The organism is Actinophytocola sp. (assembly GCF_035762905.1).
Lineage (GTDB): Bacteria > Actinomycetota > Actinomycetes > Mycobacteriales > Pseudonocardiaceae > DASYTH01.
This window is the reverse complement of sequence record NZ_DASUCC010000061.1, coordinates 73604-95150: the sequence shown is the minus strand read 5'-3', so window position 1 is coordinate 95150 and position 21547 is coordinate 73604. Positions and strand designations below refer to the sequence as shown.

Below are 21547 nucleotides of genomic sequence, written 5' to 3'. Positions count from 1 at the left end.
GTCACATCCTCCACTCGGCTTCGAGCTCGTCGATCTCGTCCGGCGCGAGGTCCACAAGGGACAGATCGGCCGGCCCGGCATCGGTGGCATGCCGGGCCAACCGGTCCAGCGCGGTGAACCAGGCGGTGGTCAACGCGGCGATCTCGTCCCGGGCGAACAGCCCGCCGGGCCAGGACCAGGTGACCCGCAGCTCCGGGCCGTCCGGTCCGTCGCGGGTGATCGCGTTCAGCTCGAGGGCGTGGGCGAACGGCAGGTCCGGGTCGGCCGGCGCGACCGACACGTCCTCGGGTGCGACGCCCCAGTCCTCGCCGTCAACTACCTGCGTCGCGACCCGGCCCAGGTAGTTGACGGCGAGCTGGGGGTGCCGGGCGGCGGCGAGCGTGGCCGCGGTCCGCGGGTTGAGGTAGCGCAGCAGGCCGTACCCGGCGCCCTTGCCGGGCAACGCCCGGAGCTGGTCGCGGACCCGCCGGACGGCGCCGCCCGCCGCCGGGCCGTCGAGCTCGTGCCAGCGCACCGCGGGGTCGACGCGGACCGGATACATGGTGGTGAACCAGCCGACGGTCCGGGACAGGTCGAACGGCTCGGCCTCGTCGCGGCCGTGGGCCTCCAGGTGCAGCAGGACCGAGCTGCCGCCGCCGGTGCCCCGGTGCCGCCGCCACTCCGCCAGCCCGAGGGCGAGCCCGGTCAGCAGGATCTCGTCCGGCCCGGCATGGGTCGCGGCCACGACCGTGGTCAGCAGCGGCGCGGTGCGCGCCACCGGCAGCACGGCGGTGTAGCGGTTCCCGGTCCGCATGGTGTCCACGCCGGGATCGAGTGGCCGGGCGGTGAGCAGCGGGTCGGGCGTGGCGGTGATGCGTTGCCACTGGGCCAACTCCGCCGCCACGGCCGTGCTGTCCGCGCGCCCGACCAGCTGCCTGGCCCAGGTGCGGAACGAGGTGGGAACCGGCGCCGGCCGGGCCGGCTTGCCGACCGATGCCGCGATCCAGGCCGGCATCAGGTCCGGCAGCAGGATCCGCCAGGACACGCCGTCGACCACCAGATGGTGCGCCACGATCAGCAACCGGCCCGGCCGGCCGGGGCCGGCGTCGAACCAGACGGCCCGGACCATCGCACCGGCGTCCGGATCCAGCTCGCGGCGCGCGGTTTCCCCGTGTCCGGCGAGCAGCGCGGCCAGGTCGGCGTCGGGGCGGCCGGACACGTCGACCCGGCGCACGCAGTCCGCGGCGGTGACCGCGCCGGCCGGCGGAACCGCAAGACACCACCCGTCCGGCCCGGTCCGGTCCAGCCGGGCGCGGAGCACGTCGTGCCGGTCGAGCACGGCCTGCAGGGCCGCGGTCAGCCCCGCCGCGGTCAGCCCAGAGGGCACCCGCAGCACCACGGACTGGTTGAACCCGGTGAGGTGGCCCTTCTCCTTGAGCCACAACATGATCGGGGTCAGGGGTACGGCCCCGGCGCCGTCCTGGTCGGGTTCCGGCGGGTCGGTGGCGGCGGTCGCGACGCGGGCGAGTTGGGCCACGGTCTGGTGCCGGAAGACATCGCGCGGGGTGAGCACCAACCCGGCCTGCCGGGCGCGGCTGACCAGTTGGATGGACACGATGCTGTCGCCGCCGATGGCGAAGAAGTTGTCGTCGATGCTGACGCCGGTGCGGCCGAGCAGAACGCCGATGAGCGTGCACAGCAACGCTTCCCGCTCGTCCCGGGGGGCCCGGCCGCCGGTGCCGGAGGTGTCCGGCGCGGGCAGGGCGGCCCGGTCCACCTTCCCGGATCCGGTCAGCGGCAACGCATCCAACGCCACGATCGCGGCGGGGACCAGGTAGTCCGGCAGCGCGGCGGCGACGTGCTCGCGCAGCCTGGCCGGGTCGAGCGTGACGCCGGGTGTGGGCGTGGCATAGGCGACGAGTCGCTTGTGCCCGGCCCGGTCGGCACGCACCATGGCCACCGACTGCGCAACGTCCACATGGGACGATACGGCGGCCTCCACCTCGCCGAGCTCGATCCGGAACCCGCGGAGCTTGACCTGGGTGTCGGCCCGGCCGGCGAACTCCAGGTTCCCACCGGCGTTCCACCGGACCAGGTCGCCGGTGCGGTACATGCGGGTCGCGGGCGGACCGAACGGGTCGGCGACGAAACGCTCCGCGGTGTGCCCCGGCCGGCCGAGGTAGCCGCGGGCCAGTCCGTCACCGGCGAGGTACAGCTCGCCGACCACGCCCGGCGCGACCGGGCCCAGCCGCTCGTCGAGCACGTACACCCGGGTGTTGTCCAACGGGCGGCCGATCGGCACGCCGCCGCCCGCCATGTCCTTTTCGGACAGTTCATGATGGACGGCGCACAGCGTGGTCTCGGTCGGCCCGTAGCTGTTGGTCAGCCGCGCCCCGGGGGCGAGCCCGCGCACCGTGCGGGCGGCGGCCGGGGAAAGCGTGTCGCCGCCGACGTAGATGTTGCGCAGGCCGCGGAAGGCATCCGGATGGTGCTCCGCAAGCAGCCGGAAGACGCCCTCGTTGAACAGGCCTGCGGTGACACCGTGGCTGGTGACGGCGGCGGCGAGCGCGGCGAGGTCGGTGCCCTCGGCGTCGGCGGCGACGATCCGGGCGCCATCCAGCAGCGGGCCCCACAGCTCGTAGGTGGACGCGTCGAACCACGGCGGCGCGTGCATGAGGATCCGATCGGCCGGCCCGTGCCCCCAGTACCGGTCGCGCACCAGGCGGACCACGTTGCGCTGGGACACCGCCACGGCCTTCGGCGTGCCGGTGGAGCCCGAGGTGTGCATGACGTAGGCGAGCTGGCCGGGCCGGACCTCGGGCAGGGCGACCTCCGGCCCGGGACCGGGAAGCTCGTCGACGAGCAGCACGGCGGTCGGGCCGTCCGGCACCCGGGTGCGCAGGCCGCGGTCGGCGAGCAGGACCGCCGCGCCGGTGTCCGCGAGCAGCTTTTCGAGCCGGGCCGCCGGATCCTGCGGATTCAGCGGCAGGTAGGCGCCGCCGGCCTTGCTGACCGCGAGGACGGCCACGACGTAGTCGACCCGGCCGCCGATCAGCAGGGCCACCCGGTCCTCCGGCCGCACGCCGCGGGCCACCAGGACGCGGGCGAGCCGGACGGCGCGGGCGTCGAGCTCGGCGTAGCTGAGCCGGACCTCCCCGCACACCAGGGCCGGTGCCCGCGGCGTGCGGGCGACCTGGGCGGCGAACAGCTCGGCCAGGGATGCGTCCGGCACGTCGTTGGCGGTGTCGTTGCGGGTCACCAGCAACTCGTGCCGCTCCCGCTCGTCGAGCACCGGGAGAGCGCCGACCGGCCGCTCGGGGTCGGCGGCCGCGGCGGCGAGCAACCGGGCGTAGCGCGCGGCCAGACCCGCCACGGTGGACCGGTCGAACAGGTCGACGGCGTACTCGAGGTGCCCGACGATGCCGTCCGGCGCGCCGTCCGCGCCGTAGCGCTCGGTGAGGCTCACGGACAGGTCGAACTTGGCCACCGCCGAGTCGGCCGGTTCCAGGCGCACCCGCAGCCCGGCGAGGTCGATCTCCGGCCGGTCCGTGTTGTGCAGGATCAGCATGACCTGGAACAGCGGGTGGCGGGCCAGCGAGCGCGCCGGGTTCAGCTCCTCCACCAGCCGCTCGAACGGCAGGTCCTGGTGGGCGTAGGCGGCCAGGTCGGTCTCCCGGACCCGGGCGATCAGCTCGCGGAACGTGGGGTCGCCGGAGACGTCGGTGCGCAGCACCAGGGTGTTGACGAAGAACCCGACCAGCTCGTCGAGTTCTTCAACGGTGCGGCCGGCGGTCGCGGTGCCGAGGGGGATGTCGGTGCCGGCGCCCAGCCGGGTCAGCAGTGCCGCCAGTCCGGCCTGCAGCGTCATGAACACGCTGGCGCCGCTGGCCCGCGCCAGGGCCAGCAGCGCCGCGTGGGCCTCGGCGTCCAGCGCGAACGGCACGGTGTCGCCGCGGAAGCTCGCCACCTCCGGGTGCGGCCGGTCGGTGGGCAGCTCAAGCGCCTCGGGCAGCCCGGCGAGCGCGGTGGTCCAGTGCTCGAGCTGGCGGGACAGCAGGCTGTCCGGATCCGCCTCGTCGCCGAGGATGTCCCGCTGCCACCGGGCGAAGTCCGCGTACTGCACGGGAAGCGGCGGCCAGTCGGGCGCCGTGCCTCGGCACCGGCTCGCGTAGGCGGTGGACAGGTCGCGCAGCATCGGGGTGAGCGACCAGCCGTCGCTGGCGATGTGGTGGGTGACCAGGACGAGCACGGCCTGCGCGTCCGTGTCGAGCAGCGTCGCGCGCAGCGGCGGGTCGGTGACCACGTCGAAGCCGCTGCCGACGCACTCGGCGACGGCAGCCGGCAGTCGCCCGGGTTCGACCCGGGTCTCGGTCAGCACCGGGCCGCACTCGGACACGCCGAGGACGTGTTGGTAGGGCACGCCGTCCCGGTCGGGGTAGATCGTGCGCAGGCTCTCGTGCCGGGTCAGCAGGTCGCGCAGTGCCGCGCGCAGGGCGGGCCGGTCGACCGGACCGGACAGGTGCAGCACCAGGGGCAGGTTGTAGGTGGCGTTCGGGCCCTCCAGCCGGTTGAGGAACCACAGCCGGCGCTGGGCGAACGACAGCGGGACCGGCTCGCAGCGCCCGGCCGCGACCAGTGCCGGCCGGGCGGCGTCCGCGGTGGCCAGCCGGGCGGCGACCCCGGCGACGGTCGGCGCGTCGAAGAACGCCTTGACGCCGACCCGGACCCCGAACGTCGCCGCGACCCGGCTGAGCAGGCGCATGGCGAGCAGGGAGTGTCCGCCGAGGGCGAAGAAGTCCTCGTCGGCGCCGACCCGGCCGGCGCCGAGCACGTCGGCGAACAGTCCGCACAGCACCTCCTCCTGCGGGGTGCGCGGTGGGCGCGGCACCGAGCCGGACCCGGCCTGCGGTGCGGGCAGCGCGGCCTTGTCGACCTTGCCGTTGGGTGTCAGCGGAAGCCGGTCGAGCGGCACGATCGCCGACGGCACGAGGTAGCCGGGCAGGGTGCGGATCAGGTGCTCGCGCACGGCATCCGGGGTGAGCGTCGCGCCGGGCTCGGCGACGACGTAGCCCACCAGCCGCCGGTCGCCCGGCGTCTCCTCGCGCGCCACACAGCACGCCCGGGCCACGCCGGGCGCGGTCAGCATCGTCGAGACGACCTCGCCGGGCTCGATCCGGAACCCGCGGATCTTCACCTGGTCGTCGGCGCGGCCCGCGTAGGTCAGCACCGCGGCGGCCGTCCAGCGGACCAGGTCGCCGGTGCGGTACATCCGCTCGCCCGGCCCGCCGAACGGGTTCGCGACGAACCGCTCCGCGGTCCGGCCGGGCCCGTTCAGGTAACCGAGGGCGAGGCCGGTTCCGGCGACGTACAGCTCGCCGACCACACCGTCCGGCACCGGCCGCAGCGCGTGATCGAGCACGTAGACCCGGGTGTTGGCCATCGGGCGGCCGAGCGGCACCGGGCCGGCGGGCAGCTCGGCGCCCGGCGCGACGGTGTGGTCGAGGCAGCCGACCGTGGCCTCGGTCGGGCCGTAGTGGTTGACCACCGTCGCCCTCGGGTGCCGGGTCCGCCACTCGGCGAGCTGCCCGGCGTGCAGCGCCTCGCCGCCGATGACCAGCTGCACGGTGGGCGCGCAGATCTCGGGCAGCGCCGCCAGCATCGGCAGGTGGCTCGGGGTGATCTTGGCGAAGGTCAGTCCGCCGGGCACCGCGAGGGTCTCGTCGAGGTCGGCGATGTGCAGGCAGCCGCCGGCGAGGAGGGTGCCGTACAGCGCGGTCAGTCCGAGGTCGAACGACAGCGGCGAGTGCAGCAGGGTGCGCCCGGCCAGACCCGGGTAGGCGGCGACGCAGCGCACCGCGTAGTCGACCAGCGCCCGCTGCTCGACCAGCACGCCCTTGGGCCGGCCGGTCGAGCCCGAGGTGTAGACGACGTAGGCGGCATCGCGCACCGACACCGGCCGCGCGCGGGCCGCGTCCCCGGGCTCGCCGGCATTGGACCGGGCCAGCGCGGCCAGGGTGGGCTCGGCGTCGAGCGTGAGCACCTCGGTCGAACCGTCCAGCGGCGGCAGCGTGTCCAGGACCGCCCGGGTGGCCAGCAGCAACGCCGGCCGGGCGTCCTTGACCAGGGCGAGGACCCGGTCGCCGGGGTGGTCGGGGTCCAGCGGCAGGTAGGCGGCGCCCGCCTTGCCCGCCGCGAGCATCGCGACCACGGCCTCGGCCGACCTCGGCAGCGCCAGGGCGATCACCGCGCCGGCGCCGTGGCCGCGGTCGAGCAACAGGTTCGCCAGCCGGTTGGCCCGGGCGTCCAGCTCGGCGTAGGTCAGCGTCACCGACCCGGACACGACCGCGGGCGCGTCGGGCGTGCGGGCCGCCTGCTCGGCGAACAGCCGCGGGTAGGTCCGGTCCGGGAGCGCGCCCGCGGTGTCGTTGCGCCGGGTCAGCAGCTCGTGCCGCTCGGCCTCGGCGAGCAGCTCGAACTCCCCGATGCGCCGGTCGGGCTCGGCGAGGGCGCCGGCGAGCAGCCGCGCGAACCTGGCGGCGATCGCCTCGACCGTGGTCCGGTCGAACAGGTCCGCCGAGTAGCCGGCGGCCGCCTCGATCCCGGCCGGTTCGCCCGCGTCGTCGTAGCGCTCGGCCAGGCTGAACAGCAGGTCGAACTTGGCGAGGTCCGGGTCGAGCCGCTCGACCGTGGTCGCAAGGCCGGGGAAGTCCGGCTCCGGCCGGGCCAGGTTCTGCAGTACCAGCTTCACCTGGAAGAGCGGGTGCCGGTTCAGCGCGCGCCTCGGGTTGAGCGCGTCCACCAGCCGCTCGAACGGTGTGTCCTGGTTGGCGAACGCGGCGATGTCGGCCTGCCGGGTGCGCTCGAGCAGCTCGGTGAACGACGGCTCGCCGCCCGTGTCGACCCGCAGCACCAGCGAGTTGACGAAGAACCCGACGACCTCGTCGAGCGCCTCGTCGGTGCGGCCGATCACCGAGCCGCCGAGCGGGATGTCGGTGCCGGCGCCCAGCCGGGTGAGCAGCGCGGCCAGCGCGGCATGCAGGACCATGAACGCGGTGACCCCACGCCGTCTGGCCAGCGCCAGCAGCGCGCGGTGGGTCGCGGCGTCCACCGTGAAGGGCACCAGCCCGCCGCGGTGGCTCGGCACCGCCGGGCGCGGCCGGTCGGCGGGCAGCGTCAGCTCGTCGGGCAGCCCGGCAAGCGCCCGGGTCCAGTGCGCGAGCTGGCGGGAGATCACGCTGTCCGGATCGCTCTCCGCACCGAGCATCCGGCGTTGCCAGAGCGTGAAGTCCGCGTACTGCACCGGCAGCGGTGGCCACCCGGGCGTGCTATCCGCCCGGGCGGCGGCGTAGGCCACGGACAGGTCGCGGGCCAGCGGGGCGGTGGACCACCCGTCACTCGCGATGTGGTGCGTGACGATCACCAGCACGTGCTCGTCGGGGCCGAGGGCGAGCAGGCGGGCGCGCAGCGGCGGCTCGCTGGTGAGGTCGAAGCCGCGCGTGCTGGTCTCGGCGATCAGCTCGGCCACGTCCCGCTCGGTCGCGGCCAGCACGGGCAGCGCGGGGCGGCACTCCCCCGGTTCGAGCACGACCTGCCGGGGTTCGCCGGCCACGTCCGGGAAGACGGTGCGCAGGCTCTCGTGCCGGGCCGTCACCTCGGCGAGCGCCCGGGCCAGGGCGGCCCGGTCCAGCTCGCCGGTCAGCCGCAGCACCAGCGGGATGTTGTAGCTGCCGGCGGCGGGGTCCATCCGGTTGATGAACCACAGCCCGCGCTGGGCGTGGGACAGCGGCAGCACCTCCGGCCGGTCCTGCCGCCCGAGCCGCACCGGGCCGGCGGCGGTGGGGAGCCGGCGGGCGAGGTCGGCGACCCGGGGTGCCTCGAACAACGTGGCGACCGGCAGCCGCGCGCCGAGCACCGCCCGGACCCGGGCGACCAGCCGGGTGGCGAGCAGGGAGTGACCGCCGAGACCGAAGAAGTCGTCGTCGACCCCGACCCGGTCCAGGCCGAGCACGTCGGCGTACAGGCCGCAGAGGATCTCCTCCTGCGGGGTCCGCGGCGGCCGGCTGGGCAGCTCGGTGCGGTCGGGCACGGGCAGCGCCGTGCGGTCGATCTTCCCGTTCGGGGTCAGCGGCAGGGCCCGCAGCGCGACCAGGGTCGCGGGAACCAGGTGCGGCGGCAGCGTCGCGGTGAGCGCCGCCCGCAGCGCGCGGACATCGGTCCCGCCCACCACGTAACCGATCAGCTGGTTGACTCCGCCCGGCCCGGCGACGGCCGCCGCGACCGCGTCGGTCACGCCCGGCAGCGCGCGCAGCTGCGCCTCGACCTCGCCCAGCTCGATGCGCTGGCCGCGAATCTTGACCTGGTGGTCGCGGCGGCCGAGGAACTCCAGCTGTCCGTCCGGGCGGTGCCGGACGCGGTCGCCGGTGCGATACATGCGGCCGCTTTCACCGGCGAACGGATCGGGCACGAACGTGACCGCCGTCTTGCCGGGATCACCCAGGTAACCGCGCCCGACACCGACTCCCGCGACGTAGAGGTCGCCGGCGACCCCGGCCGGGACCGGAGCCAGCTCGTCGCTGAGCACGTAGAGCCGGGTGTTGCGAATGGCGCGGCCGATCGGCGCCGCGGCCCGCTCGCCGACGGACTCCGCCGTGTCGAGCACGGCGTGGGTGACGTCGTCCGAGCACTCGGTCGGCCCGTAGGCGTTGACCAGCGGGGTGGCGGGGAACCGGGCGAACCAGCGGTGGCACAGCCCGGCGGTCAGCTCCTCGCCGGTCACCACGAGCCAGCGCAGCGCCGGCAGCTCCGGCACCGGCCCGCCCTCGTCCCAGGCGTCCAGGGCGGCCCGCAGCACCGACGGAACCACCTCGAAGACCGTGGCGCGGTCCTCGGCGACCCGCCGGAACAGTCCGGGCGGGTCGGCGGCCAGCTCGTCGGGGACGGCGAGCATCCGGCCGCCGGCGACCAGCGGGGAGAGCATCTGCCACAGCGACACGTCGAAGGTCAGCGGCGCGTTCTGCACCACCACGTCCACATCGGACAGTCGCAGGTCCTCGGCCTTCGCCAGCAGGTGGTTGTGCATGCCGCGGTGGTGGACCATCGCACCCTTGGGCCGGCCGGTGGATCCCGACGTGTAGAGCACGTAGGCGAGTTCGTCCGGGTGCGGGGACGCCGCGGCGCGGTACGGCTCGGCCTCGACCGCCGCGAGCGGCACGACCTCGACCGGTCCGCCCGCGACCGCGGCGATCTCGCCGGCCGGTGCGACGTGCGACGGGTCGGCGAGCACGAGGCGCGCGGCGGCGTCGGCGACGACCATCGCCGAGCGCGCGACCGGAGCCCGGGTGTCCAGCGGGAGGTACGCGACGCGGGCGGCGAGCAGGCCGAGCAGCGCCGTGACCGCGAACCGGCCCCGATCGGCCAGCACCGCGACGACGTCTCCGGCACCGACGCCGCGTGCGACGAGAAACCCGGCCAGCCGGTCGATCCGCGCCACCAGCTCGGCGTAGGTGAGCTGACCGTCCACATCGGACACCGCGACGGCGTCCGGCCGCCCGGTGGCGATCGTGCGGACCCGGGCGACCACGTCGGCAAGCGGCTCACCGGCGGCCGTGTCGTTCAGCGCGTCCAGCAGCCACTTCCGCTCGCCGGCGGCGAGCACCGGCGCGGCGCCGATCCGCGTCGCGGGATCGGCCACGAAGGACTGGACGAGCCTGGCGAACCGGGCGAGCAGCGCCTCGGCGGTGGACCGGTCGAAGACGTCGGCCCGGAAGTCCAGCGCCACCAGGATTCCCGCCGCGGCACCGGCGGCGTCGACGTTCTCCCGGACGTTGAGCGACAGGTCCACCTTCGCGCCGCCGGCCGGCACGTCCAGCAGCCCGAGGTCCAGCCCCGGCACCGGCGGCGGCTCCCGGCCGGGACCGGTCATCGAGAGCATGACCTGGAACAGCGGGTTCCTGGCGATCGACCGGGCCGGGTTGATCACCTCGACCAGCCACTCGAACGGCAGGTCCTGGTTGGCGTACGCGGCGAGTGCGGTCTCCCGCACCCGGCCGAGCAGCTCGGCGAACGCCGGGTTCCCGCCGGTGTCGGTGCGGATGACGAGCGTGTTGGTGAAGAACCCGACGAGGTTCTCCAGGGTCGCGTCGCCGCGGCCGGACACCGGCACGCCGACCGGAATGTCGGTGCCCGCGCCCATCCGGGTGAGCAGTGCGGCGAGCGCGGCCTGCAGCACCATGAACGTGCTGGTGCCGGTGCCGCGGGCCAGTTCGACGATCCCGGCGTGCAGGCCGGCATCGAGGTCGATCGTGGCCAGACCCGCGGGGGCGGTGGCCGCGTCCACCGGGTGCGGCCGGTCGACCGGCAGGTCCAGGTGCTCGGGCAGGCCGGCAAGCGCCGCCCGCCAGTACGCGATCTGCCGCGCCGCCAGGCTGTTCGGGTCGTCCTCGGCGCCGAGCAGGTCGCGCTGCCAGGCCGCGTAGTCGGCGTACTGGACCGGGAGCGGTTCGAAGGCCGGCGCGGCACCGGCGTGGCGGGCGGTGTAGCCGGCGGTGAGGTCGTCCAGCAGCGGGGCGAGCGACTCGGCGTCGGCCGTGATGTGGTGCAGCAGCAGCACGAGCACATGCCGGTCGGGCGCGAGCGCGAGCAGCGTGGCGCGCAGCGGTGGTTGGCCGCCGAGGTCGAAGGGATGCGCGGCGGCGCGGGTCAACTCCTCGGCAAGCTCCTCGTCGGTGGTCGGCACCACGATGAGCTCGGGACGTGTGCCCGGGGCGAGGATGCGCTGTGCCGGGACCCCCGCGCGGTCCTCGTAGACCGTCCGCAGGATCTCGTGCCGGTCCGTGAGGTCGCCGAGCGCGGCGGCCAGGGCGACCCGGTCGAGGGTGCCGGTGAGCGTGAGCGCGAGCGGGATGTTGTAGGCGGCGCTCGGGCCCTCGAGCGTGTGCAGGAACCACAGCCGCTGCTGGGCGAAGGACAGCGGCAGGTCCCGCTCGCGGTCGACCGGGACGGGCCCCGGTCGGGCGGCGGCGCCGGTGTCGAGCCGGGCGGCCAGCCGGCGCACGGTCGGCGCGGCGAAGACCGCCTCGATACCGCAGTCGACACCGAGCCCGGCGCGGATCCGCCGGGCCAGCCGGGCGGCGAGCAGCGAGTGTCCACCGAGGACGAAGAAGTCGTCGTCGAGTCCGACCTCGGCGACGCCGAGCGCATCGGCGAACAACGCGCACAGCAGGCGTTCCCGGTCGGTGCGGGGGTGCGCCCGGCGCCCGGCGGTGGTCACCGGGTCGGGCAGCGCGGCGCGGTCGAGCTTTCCGTTGGGGGTGACCGGAAGCGCGGCGAGAACGGTGAACGTCGCGGGCACCAGGTGGCCGGGCAGGGTGGCCGCCAGCTCCGCGCGAACCGGGTCGAGGTCGAGGTCGGCGCCGGGCGCGGGCACCAGGTAGGCCGCGAGCACCGGGTTGCCGGCGGCGTCCCGCCGGACCGCGACGGCGGCCCCGCCGACCGGGTCGAGGCCGCGCAGTGCGGCTTCGACCTCGCCGGGCTCGACCCGGTAACCGCGGATCTTGACCTGGTCGTCGGTGCGGCCGACGAACTCCAGGTCGCCGCCGGCCCGCTGCCGCACGAGGTCGCCGGTGCGGTACATCCGTTCGCCGGGCAGCCCGAAGGGGTTGGCCACGAAGCGTTCCGCGGTGAGCCCGGTGCGGCCGAGGTAGCCGCGGGCCAGGCCGGGCCCGGCGACGTACAGCTCACCGGTCACCCCGGCCGGCACCGGAAGCAGGGCGGCGTCGAGCACGTAGGTCCGCATGCGGGCGATCGGCCGGCCGATCCCCGGCTCGCCGGTGCCGGTGAGCGGCTCGCTCATCGTGGCGCAGACGGTGGTCTCGGTCGGGCCGTAGCCGTTGACGAAGCGCCGCCCGGCCGACCAGCGGGCCGCGAGGTCCGCCGAACACGCCTCGCCGGCAACCAGGATCGTCAGGTCCGGCGGCAGGTCCCGCTCGGGATCGAGGACGGCGAGCGAGGACGGCGGCAGGATGGCGTGCGTGATGGCCGCCGACCGGGCGAGTGCGCTCAACGGGTCGCCCGGCATCAGCCGGTGCGCGGGGGCGAGCACGAACGTCGCACCGGACAGCAGGCCCATGCACAGCTCGGGCACCATCGCGTCGAAACCCATGGCGGCGAACTGCAGGACCCGGCTGTCCGGCTGGACCCCGAGCCGGCCGATGAACGTCGTGGCCAGGTCGGCGATGCCGGCGTGCGAGACGACGACGCCCTTTGGCCGGCCGGTCGAGCCCGAGGTGTAGATGACGTAGGCCGGGTGCTCGGGGGTCAGCGCCGCCGTGCGGTCGGCGTCGGTCAGGTCGGTGCCGGACAGTTCGGCAAGACCGGCGACCGTGTCCGGCGCGTCCAGCACCAGCACCGGATGCGGTGCCGCCGCGGCGAGGTCCGCGGTGCTCGACCCGACCACGACGCAGGCCGGCGCCGCGTCGCCGAGCACGTGGTCGATCCGCGCCACGGGGTAGCCGGGGTCGACGGGCAGGTAGGCCGCACCCGCCTTCAGCACGGCGAGCAGTGCGACGACGAAGTCGGCCGAGCGGGGCAGGAGCAGCACGACCCGGTCCTCCGGGCCGACCCCGCGGGAGACCAGCAGCCGGGCCAGCCGGTTGGCCCGGCGGTTGAGTTCGGCGTAGTCGAGCGTGGTGCCCTCGTACTCGACCGCGGGCGAGCCCGGCGACGCCGCCGCCTGCCGCTCGAACAGCGCGGGCAGCGTCGGACCCGGCCGGGGTGTCCTGGCCGGGACGGCGTAGCGCTCGCGGTCGTCGAGCAGGCCGATCCGGCCGACCGGGGTCCCCGGCCGGGCCAGCGCCCGGACCACCCGGTCCACAAAGGACAGATAGCGGCCGTGGTGCGCGGCCAGCTCGGTCCGGCCGTACAGCTCGGGATGGGCGTCGAAGTCCACCCGCAGCGGGCTGCCGTCGGCCCGGTCGTACACCGAGATCGCGAGGTCCTCGATGAGCCGCAGCGACATGTTGTGCGCATCGGCCCGGCTGCCGGCGAACCGCACGCCGTAGTCGAACGGGACGTAGTTGATCAGCGGGCCGAAGAAGCGCCGGTGCTCGCCCCGCAGAGCGAGATCGTGCCGCACGTCCTCGCCCCGGTAGCGCTGGTGGGCGACGACCTCGCGCAGCGCGACCCGGGTGTCCTCGAGCAACTCGGCCACGGTCGTCGCCGGCTCGACCCGCACCCGCAGCGGCAGCACGTTCGCCGCCATGCCGGGCACCCGGCGGGACCGCTGGTCGGGGCGGGCGGTCACCGGCAGCCCGAGCACCACGTCGGCCAGCCCGGTCATCCGGTGGAGGTAGGCCACCGTGGCGGCGATGACGATCCGGGAGGCGGCCACGCCGATCCGCTCGGCGGCGGCGACCAGCTCCCGCTGCGCCTGCGCCGTCAGATACCCGCTGTGCCGCACGAAGTCCGCGGTCGGCCGGAGCGGCCGGGGGGACAGCGCGACCGGCTCGGGCCGGTCGGCGTAGCGCGACCGGAAAAACTCGCGGTCCTCGGCATGGGCGGGCGACGAGCGGTAGGCGAGGTCCGCCTCGAGCAGCGTGCGCACCGACTCGAACGGCGACGGCTCGGCCTCGGTCCCGGCGGCCAGCGCCGTGTACCGGTGCGCGAGCCGGTGCACGATCAGGGCCGCGCCGACGCCGTCGAGCAGGATGTGGTGGCAGCCGTGGTAGAAGAACCAGCGGTCCGCGGCGACCCGGAACAGCGCGTAGGTGAACAGCCGCGAGGCGGTCAGGTCGATCCGGCGGCGCAGGTCTCGCCGGATCCACTCCTCGGCCACCCGCCGCGGGTCGGCCTCCGCCGAGATGTCGATGACCTCGAACGGCCAGTCCGGCACCGGCCCGACGACCTGCCGGGGACCGTCGTCGGTGTCGAGGAAACGGAGGTGCAGCGCATCGACCTCGTCGACGACCCGGCGCAGCGCCCGCTCGAACAGCTCCGGATCGATCGGCCCGTGGATCTCCAGGTACTCGCCGGCCCGGAAGATCGGGCTGTCCGGCTGCACCTGCTGGGCGAACCACACGCCCGCCTGCGCACCGGTCAGCGGAAAGGTCCGGTCCTCATCGGCGAAAGAATGAACTCGATCCATAACTCCCCGCGGCGTCCCGAATTCGGCGACGGCTGTGATTCAGGTTTTCCCGGCGAACGCCGAAACGCTATCCCCTTGCGATACCCCGGCCCTGTACACGTCCTGTACGGGAATCTGCCCCTTTTAACTCAGTTTTGGATGTGCGACAAAATACTTATGATCCGAGCTGGTGCCATTTCAACCGGCCGCCGCACCGTGCACTGGACCTACCTGCCGTGCCCGACCGAGCCGTTCTGGTCGGACGTGTCACCGACGCAGGGGGTCGGCCCGCTCACCGCCGCACTGTCCATTGCGGACATTCCGGGTACGGTCACCGTGCACGCGGTCGAGCCATACGCCGACCCGCCCGGCGAGCCGGCGCCGGCGCCGGACCGGCCGTGGGCGTGCTACTCGGAGGCCGGGTCGACCCGGCGGATCTGGTGGCCGGCCAGGGTCGCGTCCGGCACCGCCGGCCTGCTGGAGGTGGCCGGCGACCGGGTGGTCCGGGCGTCGGCGAACAACGAACCGTTCCGCCGCAAGCTGTTCCGGACCGCCCTGCTGTCCCCGTTGCTGCTCGCCGGTGGGGTCGCGCTGGTGCACGCGATGGCCGTCACCCGCGACCGGACGACCGTCCTGCTGGTCGGCGAGTCCGGGTCGGGCAAGAGCACCCTCGGGCTCGCCGCGGTCGCCGCCGGGTGGCGGGTGCTCGCCGAGGACACCGTGTTCGTCGCCACCGCCGGCATCGCGGTGGTGCCGTTGTTCCTCAGTGGTGCGTGGGAATCCCGGGTGCTCCCGCACGACCGCGCGATCATCGCCGAGATCACCGGAAGCCGGCTCGAGGCCCACGACCCGGGCCTGCCCCACGACCACCGCGGCCGCGACTACCGGTACACGAACCCGGGCCCCGACCCCGACCGGCCCGTCCCGGTCGACCTGGTCGTGTTCGTGTCCGCGGACGGGACCGCCGGCACCCACCCCAAGCGCTTCGGCGAGGCCCTCCGCTCCGGCCCGGACAGCACCCTCGGCGCGATGGCGCGGCTGCTGCACCTCGACTTCGCCCCGGTCATGGCGGAAACCGCGACGGCGGTCACCGCCCTCGGTGACCTGCCGTCCCGGATCTTCCGCGCCTCGGGCGACCTCGCGGCCGACGTCCGCGACTTCCTTCGGCTGCTGGACACGTAAGCCCGACGTCCGTCCACTCAGGACATGGCGACCAGGATGCGCCGCTTGCCGGTGTAGGGCCGCCGGCCGTGGCCCGCGGCGACGTTGTCCACCAACATCAGGTCGCCGACCTGCCAGTCGCAGTTCACCGCCAGGCGCATGCCGGTCTCCTGGACATGGCGGATGTAGTCGGCCGGAATGGGAGCGCCGTCGGCAAAGGTCGCGTTCTGCGGCAGCTCGTCCTCGGGCACGACATCGGCAAGCGCGAGCGCGTCCTCGCCGAGCCCGGCGGGATGCCACTGGTCGGCCTGGTTGAACCACACCTCGACACCGGTCACCGGGTGCCGCAACGTCGACTGGCGCAGCTGGCTCACCCAGAGCACGTCGTCCGCCCGCCACTTCCAGTCCGCGTCGGCGCCGGAGAGGAACTCCTCCACCGCCGCGCGGTCCCCGGTCTCGAACGTCGCCTGCCAGCTCTTGCCGAGACCCACGCCGCCGTGCAGGTTCTGGGTGTACCGAACGCCGCCCGCGAACGCGTCGCGCACCTCGGCGTCGAGCGAGCGCAGCCACAGCTCGCCATCCACCACCGGGGTCGCGCCGCCGGTCGCCGGCGCGATCGCGCAGTGGAACAGGATCCGCGACGGCCACATGTGGGCGTAGGACATCTCGTTGTGCATGGAGATCTCGAACTCGGCCGGATACTCGGTCGAGGTGTAGACGTTGCGGCCGACCTTGGTCCTGGGTGAGTTGCCGTGCACGTAGGCCAACCGGTCGGGCAGCAGCACATCGGCCACACGGTCGTAACTGTCCACCGACACACCGAAGCCCCGGAAGATCACCGCCTTCTCGGCGACCAGCAGCGCGCCGATGTCGGTCCCACCAAGGAACTCCAGCAGGCCGTCGGGGCCGGCCGGGACGCCGGCTAAGGCCGGGTCGACGACTCGGGGGTGCCACACGGGATCCGCGTTCATGGTCTCGGTCCTACCTTCTCTACGGTGGTGGTCGCGAGGTGACGCGCCACGAAGTCGAGCGACCACGGCAGGGCGCTCGCGACGAAGTTCCAGTCGTGTCCACCGGGCCGCTCGTGGTATTCCACGGCCCAGCCGCGGTTGCGCAGCGCGGTGCGCACCCCGCGGTTCATCCGGACGACCCGGTCGTAGTCGCCGGTGCCGACGTCGAGGTAGAGCGCAGGCGGTGGGCCCGTCCACTCGCGGATCAGCCGGTACGGGTCGTAGCTGCGGCGGGTCGCGCTGCCCGGCGGGCCCCAGACCCGCTCGTGACTGTCCACCGTGGGCATCACGAACCCGGGCGCGGACCGGTGCTCGGCGTACGGATCACCGGCCCGCAGCGGTGCCTCGAATCCCCCGGCGTGCGCGGCCACCACGCCGAACAGTCCGTGGTGGCGCAGCGCGAGGAACAGCGCGGACGCCCCGCCCATGGAGAAACCGCCGATGCCCCTTGCCCACGCACCGGCGACCGTGTTGAACTCCTCGTCCACGGTCGCCACCAGCTCGGTGACAAAGTAGTCCTCGTAGCGCAGGCCCGCGTGGTCGTTGATGAACCACCGCCGCCCGCTCTCCGGCAGCACCACGATCAGCCGGTGGTCGCCGACGAGCTCGGCCAGCGAGGTGTTGGTGAGCCAGGTGTCCCGCCCGCCGCCGTAGCCGTGCAGCAGGTACAGCACCGGAAGACCCGGCCCGGAGTCGGTGTAGCCGCCCGGCAGCAGGACGTTGAACCGCTTGTCCCGGCCAAGCACGCGGCTGGGCCGGCCCAGCGTCAGGATCTCGGTCGGCATGGCGCCGGCTCCCCCCGTTCCCGCCGCGCGACCAGGGCCGGCCGGTCGGTCTTGCCGGTCGAGGTCCTCGGCAGCGCGTCGACGAGGTGGATCGCCTCGGGCACCATGTAGCGCGGCAGGGTCTCCAGGCACCGGCGGCGCAGCCCGGCCTCCGTCGGCCGGACCCCGGCCGGCACCACGAACGCCTCCAGCCGGGCCTCGCCAGCGCCGTCCGGCACCGCCACGCAGGCCGCCTCGTGCACGCCCGGCAGCGCCAGCAGCGTGGCCTCGACCTCCTCCGGCTCGATCCGGTAGCCGCGGATCTTCACCATGTGGTCGCGCCGGCCGAGGAAGGTGTACCCGCCCGCGCCGTCGGATCGCACCAGGTCGCCCGTGCGGTGCATCCTCGGTTCGTCCACAATGGATCGTCCGTGATAGCCGAGCATCACCGAGTCACCCTCGACGCACAGCTCGCCCTCGGCACCGGGCGTGTCGGCAACCACCCGCCCGTCCGCGTCGATCAGGTACGTGGTCGCGTACGGGCAGGCCCGGCCGATCGGCGGCGGCGCGGACCGATCCGGCGCCAGGTCCTCGGCGGTGACCGGATGGAACGTGCAGACGTTGGTCTCGGTCGGTCCGTAGAGGTTGTACAGCCGCGCCCGCGGCAGCGCGTCCGCCAGCCGCCGGAGGTGCTTGACGGCGAAGGGCTCACCGGCGAACAGCACGGTCCGCAGCCGGGAGGAACGCAGCAGGTGGTGGTTCTTCGCGTCGAGCATGCGGATCAGCGCGCCCGGCACCGAGTACCAGACGGTGATCTCCTCACGCGCCACCAGCCGGTTGAGCGCCACGCCGAGGCCCCGGTGCTGCTCCGGCACCAGAACCACGCAGGCGCCGACGCTGACCGCGGCGAAGATGTCGAACACGGACAGGTCGAAGTGGACCGGCGCGTGCGAGGCCAGCCGGTCCCGCTGCGTGAGCCCGAACTCGGCGACCGTCCAGTCGACGAACGCAAGGGCGTTGCGGTGGGAGAGCAGCACGCCCTTGGGCACGCCGGTCGAGCCGGAGGTGTACAGCACGTAGGCCAGGTCGTCGGGTGCCGCGGGGACCGGCCGGAACCCGTCGGGCACCGGGCCGGCCACCGCGTCCGCCCACGTGCACCGGCCGGCGCCGGCAGCGATCGCCGCGTCCACGACGACAACCAGCCGCGGGTCGAGCTTGTCCACCTCGCCGTGCTCGTCCAACAGCGCGAGCCGGTCCTGGTCGGTCACCAGGCAGCTCACCGCGCAGTCGCCGAGGATGTACCCGGCGCGCGCCGGTGGCACCAGCGGATCGACCGGAACGTATGCGGCACCGCACAGGTGCACGGCGTGGATCGCCACGATCGTCTCGATGGACTTGCCCAGCCACAGCCCGACCCGGTCCCCGGGGCGGACCCCGGCCGCGGTCATGGTGGCGGCCAGCGCACTGCTGGTCCGGTACAGGCCGGCATAGCTCAGGGAGCGGTCCCGGTGCCGGATCGCCTCGGCGCGGGGCCGGGCGGCCGCCGCGTCGGCCAGGCGGTCAACGAGTGTTCGCATGATGCAAGGCCCTCACGGGTTCCGGGGTCGTGCGGCGTTGTCTGGTGGTGATGCCGAGCTTGTCGGCCAGCAGCACGCGGTGCAGGTCCGAGGTGCCGGAGGAGATCCGGGTGCCGAGCGCGTCGCGGAGGTTGCGCTCCACGTCGACCTCCGTGGTGTAGCCGAGACCGCCGTAGACCTGCATGGCGTCGAGGAACGTGCTGACCGCGGACTCGCTGGTCTCCAGCTTGGCGACCTCGGAGAAGATCGACACGGTGTCGTGCGCGAGGTCCCAGGCCGCCCGGTAGGTCAGCAGCCGGGCCGCCTCGAGGCGCACCTGCATGTCGACGATCCGGTTGGCCACCGCCTGGAACCGGCCGATGTTGCGGCCGAACTGCTCGCGGCTCCTGGCGTAGCGAACGCACTCGTCGATCTGGCGCTGCATGGTGCCGAGCAGCGGGGCGAGGATCAGGGCCCGCTCCCAGGCCATCGTCGTGGTGAGGATGCGCGAGCCCTGCTTCTCCGCGCCGAGGCGCCGGCCGGCCGGCACCCGGCAGCCGTCGAGGGTGAGCTCACCCCACGGCGAGGTCCGCAGGCCCGTCTTCTCGTGCCGTGGCCGCACCGTCACGCCCGCCTGGTCGCGGTCGACCAGGAACGCGGTCACCCCGGTGAAGCCCAGGTCGGGGTCGAGGTTCGCGTAGACGATGAACACGTCGGCGATCGGGGCGTTGGTGACGAAGCGCTTGACGCCGTCGAGTACGTAGTGGTCGCCGTCGCGGCGGGCGCGGGCGGTCAGCGCCAGCGCGTCGGACCCGGTCTCCCGCTCGGTGATCGCGTGTGCGCCGGTGAGCCGGCCGTCGCACAGGCCGGGCAGGTATCGCTGCTTCTGTTCGGTGGTGCCGAACCGGTCGACCGGCAGCTGGACCGCCCAGATGTGCGCGCCGAGCGAGATCAGCAGGCCGTTGTCCCGGCAACCGCGGCCAAGGCCTTCCATGGCCAGCGCGCAGGTGACCGGGTCCAGCCCGAGCCCGCCGTACTCGGCCGGCACCGCGAGGCCGAGCACCCCCTCCTGCGCGCAGCGCTGCCAGTCACCCGCACGGAGCTGTTGGGACTGCTCCCGGGCCGCGAGGTCGGCACCCAGCTCGGCGCCGAGTGCGCGCATCCGCTCGCCGAGCCGGATCCGCTCCTCGTCCCAGCTCAGGTTCATGACCCGGCACCGGCATCGTCGGCGTCCGGCAGCCGGGCAAGGGACGCGGCGATCTGCTCATCGGAGACCGCGTGGTCGGGCAGCACACCGGCCAGGTACTGGTCGTAGGCGGACAGGTCGAGCAACCCGTGACCGCTGACGTTGAACAGGATCACGGTGGATCTCCGCTCGGCGCGGGCCCGCATCGCCTCGTCGACCGCGGCTCGGACCGCGTGCGCCGACTCGGGCGCGGGCACGAGATTCTCGGTCCTGGCGAACAGGGTGCCGGCCTCGAACACGGCGTTCTGGCCGTAGGCCACGGCTTCGATCGCCCGGCGCTCGTACAGCGCGCTCACCAGGGGTGCGGCGCCGTGGTAGCGCAGGCCGCCTGCGTGCATGCCGGGTGGCACGAACGTGTGGCCGAGCGTGTACATCTTGGTCATCGGTGTGGTTCCGAAGACGTCGTTGTAGTCCCAGGCGTAGCGGCCCCTGGTCAGCTTCGGGCAGGCGTCCGGCTCCACGGCGACCAGCCTGGTCGCCGCGCCGGAGCGCAGCTTCTCGCGGTAGAAGGGAAAGGCCAGCCCGGCGAAGTTGCTGCCGGTGCCCATCGCGGCGATGACCACGTCCGGGAACTCGCCGGCGAGCTCCATCTGGCGCAGTGCCTCTTCCCCGATGACGGTCTGATGCAGCAGGACGTGGTTCTCCCCGCTGCCGACGGCGTACCGGCCGCCCGGCAGCGACCGGGCGTGCTCGAGTGCCTCGCTGCTGGCGATGGCCAGGCTCCCCGGACTGTCCGGAGTGGACCCGAGTACCGCCCGGCCGGTGCTGGTGACCGGGCTCGGGCTGGGCACGACCCGGGCGCCGTGCAACTCCATCATCACCCGGCGGTACGGTTTCTGGTCGAAGCTGCAGCGGACCATGAACGCCGTGCAGTCGAGGTCGAACGCCTGCGCGGCCATGGCAAGGGCGGTGCCCCACTGCCCGGCTCCGGTGCCGGTGGTCAACTCCCTGACGCCGGCATTCTTGTAGAAGTAGGCCTGGGCCAACGCCGAGTTGAGCTTGTGGCTGCCGGCTCCGTTGGTGCCCTCGAACTTGTAGTAGAGGTGCGCCGGGGTGTCCAACGCCTGTTCCAGGGCATGGGCGCGGAACAGCGGCGTGGGACGCCACCGCTGGTAGTGCTCGCGCACCTGGCGCGGGATCTCGACGAACCGGTCCTTGCCCACGCTGCTGCGGTACATCGACAGTGGGATGTTCGGGGCGAGGAGGCCGGTCTCCCGCTCCGCCGCCGCGGACCGGGCGCGGCGCACGTCCGTTGTGGGGACGTCGACATCGGCGAGAATGTTGTACCAGTGGGTGGGGACGTCGTCGGCGTGCAGCAGATACTGGTTGCGCAGGGCCTTCACGCCGTCTCCTCCGCCGCAATGTGCTGTCGCACCAGCGCGACGAGATCACCGACGGTGCGCAGGTCGGCATCCATCACATCCTCGTCGTCGATCCGGCCGCCGAACTCCTCCTCCACCGCCACCAGCAGTTGCAGCAGGTGCAGTGAATCGAGCTGGATCTGTGGTGAGTACAGGGAAATCTCGAACCCGATGTCGTCTGGGCTACGCGGCAGGTCGAGGACCTCCACCATGATCTTGCGCACCCGGTTCGCAACGTCGTCACTATTCACCACGAATTCGGACCCTAATCGCTTCAGCCGAGCATTCAAGAGGCAGTTCCTTTTACAGTTCGCATCCAGCGCGTTCGCCCGTGCTTACGGAACAATTCGC

8 protein-coding genes are annotated in these 21547 nt (G+C 73.8%); 1 reads left to right on the top strand and 7 read right to left on the bottom strand.

The genetic code is table 11. The features are described from left to right. Position 1 precedes the first annotated feature (1 nt). Entirely contained in the window at positions 2-14119 is a 14118-nt protein-coding gene (locus VFV67_RS11440; RefSeq protein ID WP_326469460.1) for a non-ribosomal peptide synthetase, read from the bottom strand. A gap of 156 nt (positions 14120-14275) precedes the next feature. On the opposite strand from VFV67_RS11440, the gene VFV67_RS11435 reads away from it, so the two are divergent. Continuing rightward, positions 14276-15280 (top strand): hypothetical protein, encoded by a 1005-nt coding sequence (locus VFV67_RS11435; RefSeq protein ID WP_326469458.1) that lies wholly within the window; start codon positions 14276-14278, stop codon positions 15278-15280. Between the two features lie 17 nt (positions 15281-15297). Here VFV67_RS11435 and VFV67_RS11430 read toward each other — a convergent pair whose 3' ends face one another. From VFV67_RS11430 to VFV67_RS11405, 6 genes are read right to left on the bottom strand one after another with little or no spacing between them, the layout of a single operon-like run. Next, positions 15298-16230, bottom strand: a complete 933-nt coding sequence (locus VFV67_RS11430) for a TauD/TfdA family dioxygenase (RefSeq protein ID WP_326469456.1) — start codon at positions 16228-16230, stop codon at positions 15298-15300. After that, entirely contained in the window at positions 16227-17054 is an 828-nt protein-coding gene (locus tag VFV67_RS11425; RefSeq protein ID WP_326469454.1) for an alpha/beta hydrolase, read from the bottom strand. Before VFV67_RS11425 ends, VFV67_RS11430 begins: the two co-directional genes overlap by 4 nt. Then, positions 17036-18610, bottom strand: a complete 1575-nt coding sequence (locus VFV67_RS11420; protein ID WP_326469452.1) for an amino acid adenylation domain-containing protein — start codon at positions 18608-18610, stop codon at positions 17036-17038. The genes VFV67_RS11425 and VFV67_RS11420 overlap by 19 nt, the downstream gene beginning before the upstream one ends. Then, positions 18594-19796 carry an acyl-CoA dehydrogenase family protein gene (locus tag VFV67_RS11415; RefSeq protein ID WP_326469450.1) on the bottom strand — a complete coding sequence of 401 codons (1203 nt, stop codon included), beginning with the start codon at positions 19794-19796 and terminating at the stop codon, positions 18594-18596. The genes VFV67_RS11420 and VFV67_RS11415 overlap by 17 nt, the downstream gene beginning before the upstream one ends. Further along, complete coding sequence (locus VFV67_RS11410; protein ID WP_326469449.1) at positions 19793-21178, bottom strand: TrpB-like pyridoxal phosphate-dependent enzyme; 1386 nt, start codon at positions 21176-21178, stop codon at positions 19793-19795. The genes VFV67_RS11415 and VFV67_RS11410 overlap by 4 nt, the downstream gene beginning before the upstream one ends. Then, positions 21175-21486, bottom strand: a complete 312-nt coding sequence (locus VFV67_RS11405) for a phosphopantetheine-binding protein (protein ID WP_326469447.1) — start codon at positions 21484-21486, stop codon at positions 21175-21177. Before VFV67_RS11405 ends, VFV67_RS11410 begins: the two co-directional genes overlap by 4 nt. Positions 21487-21547: the final 61 nt, after the last annotated feature.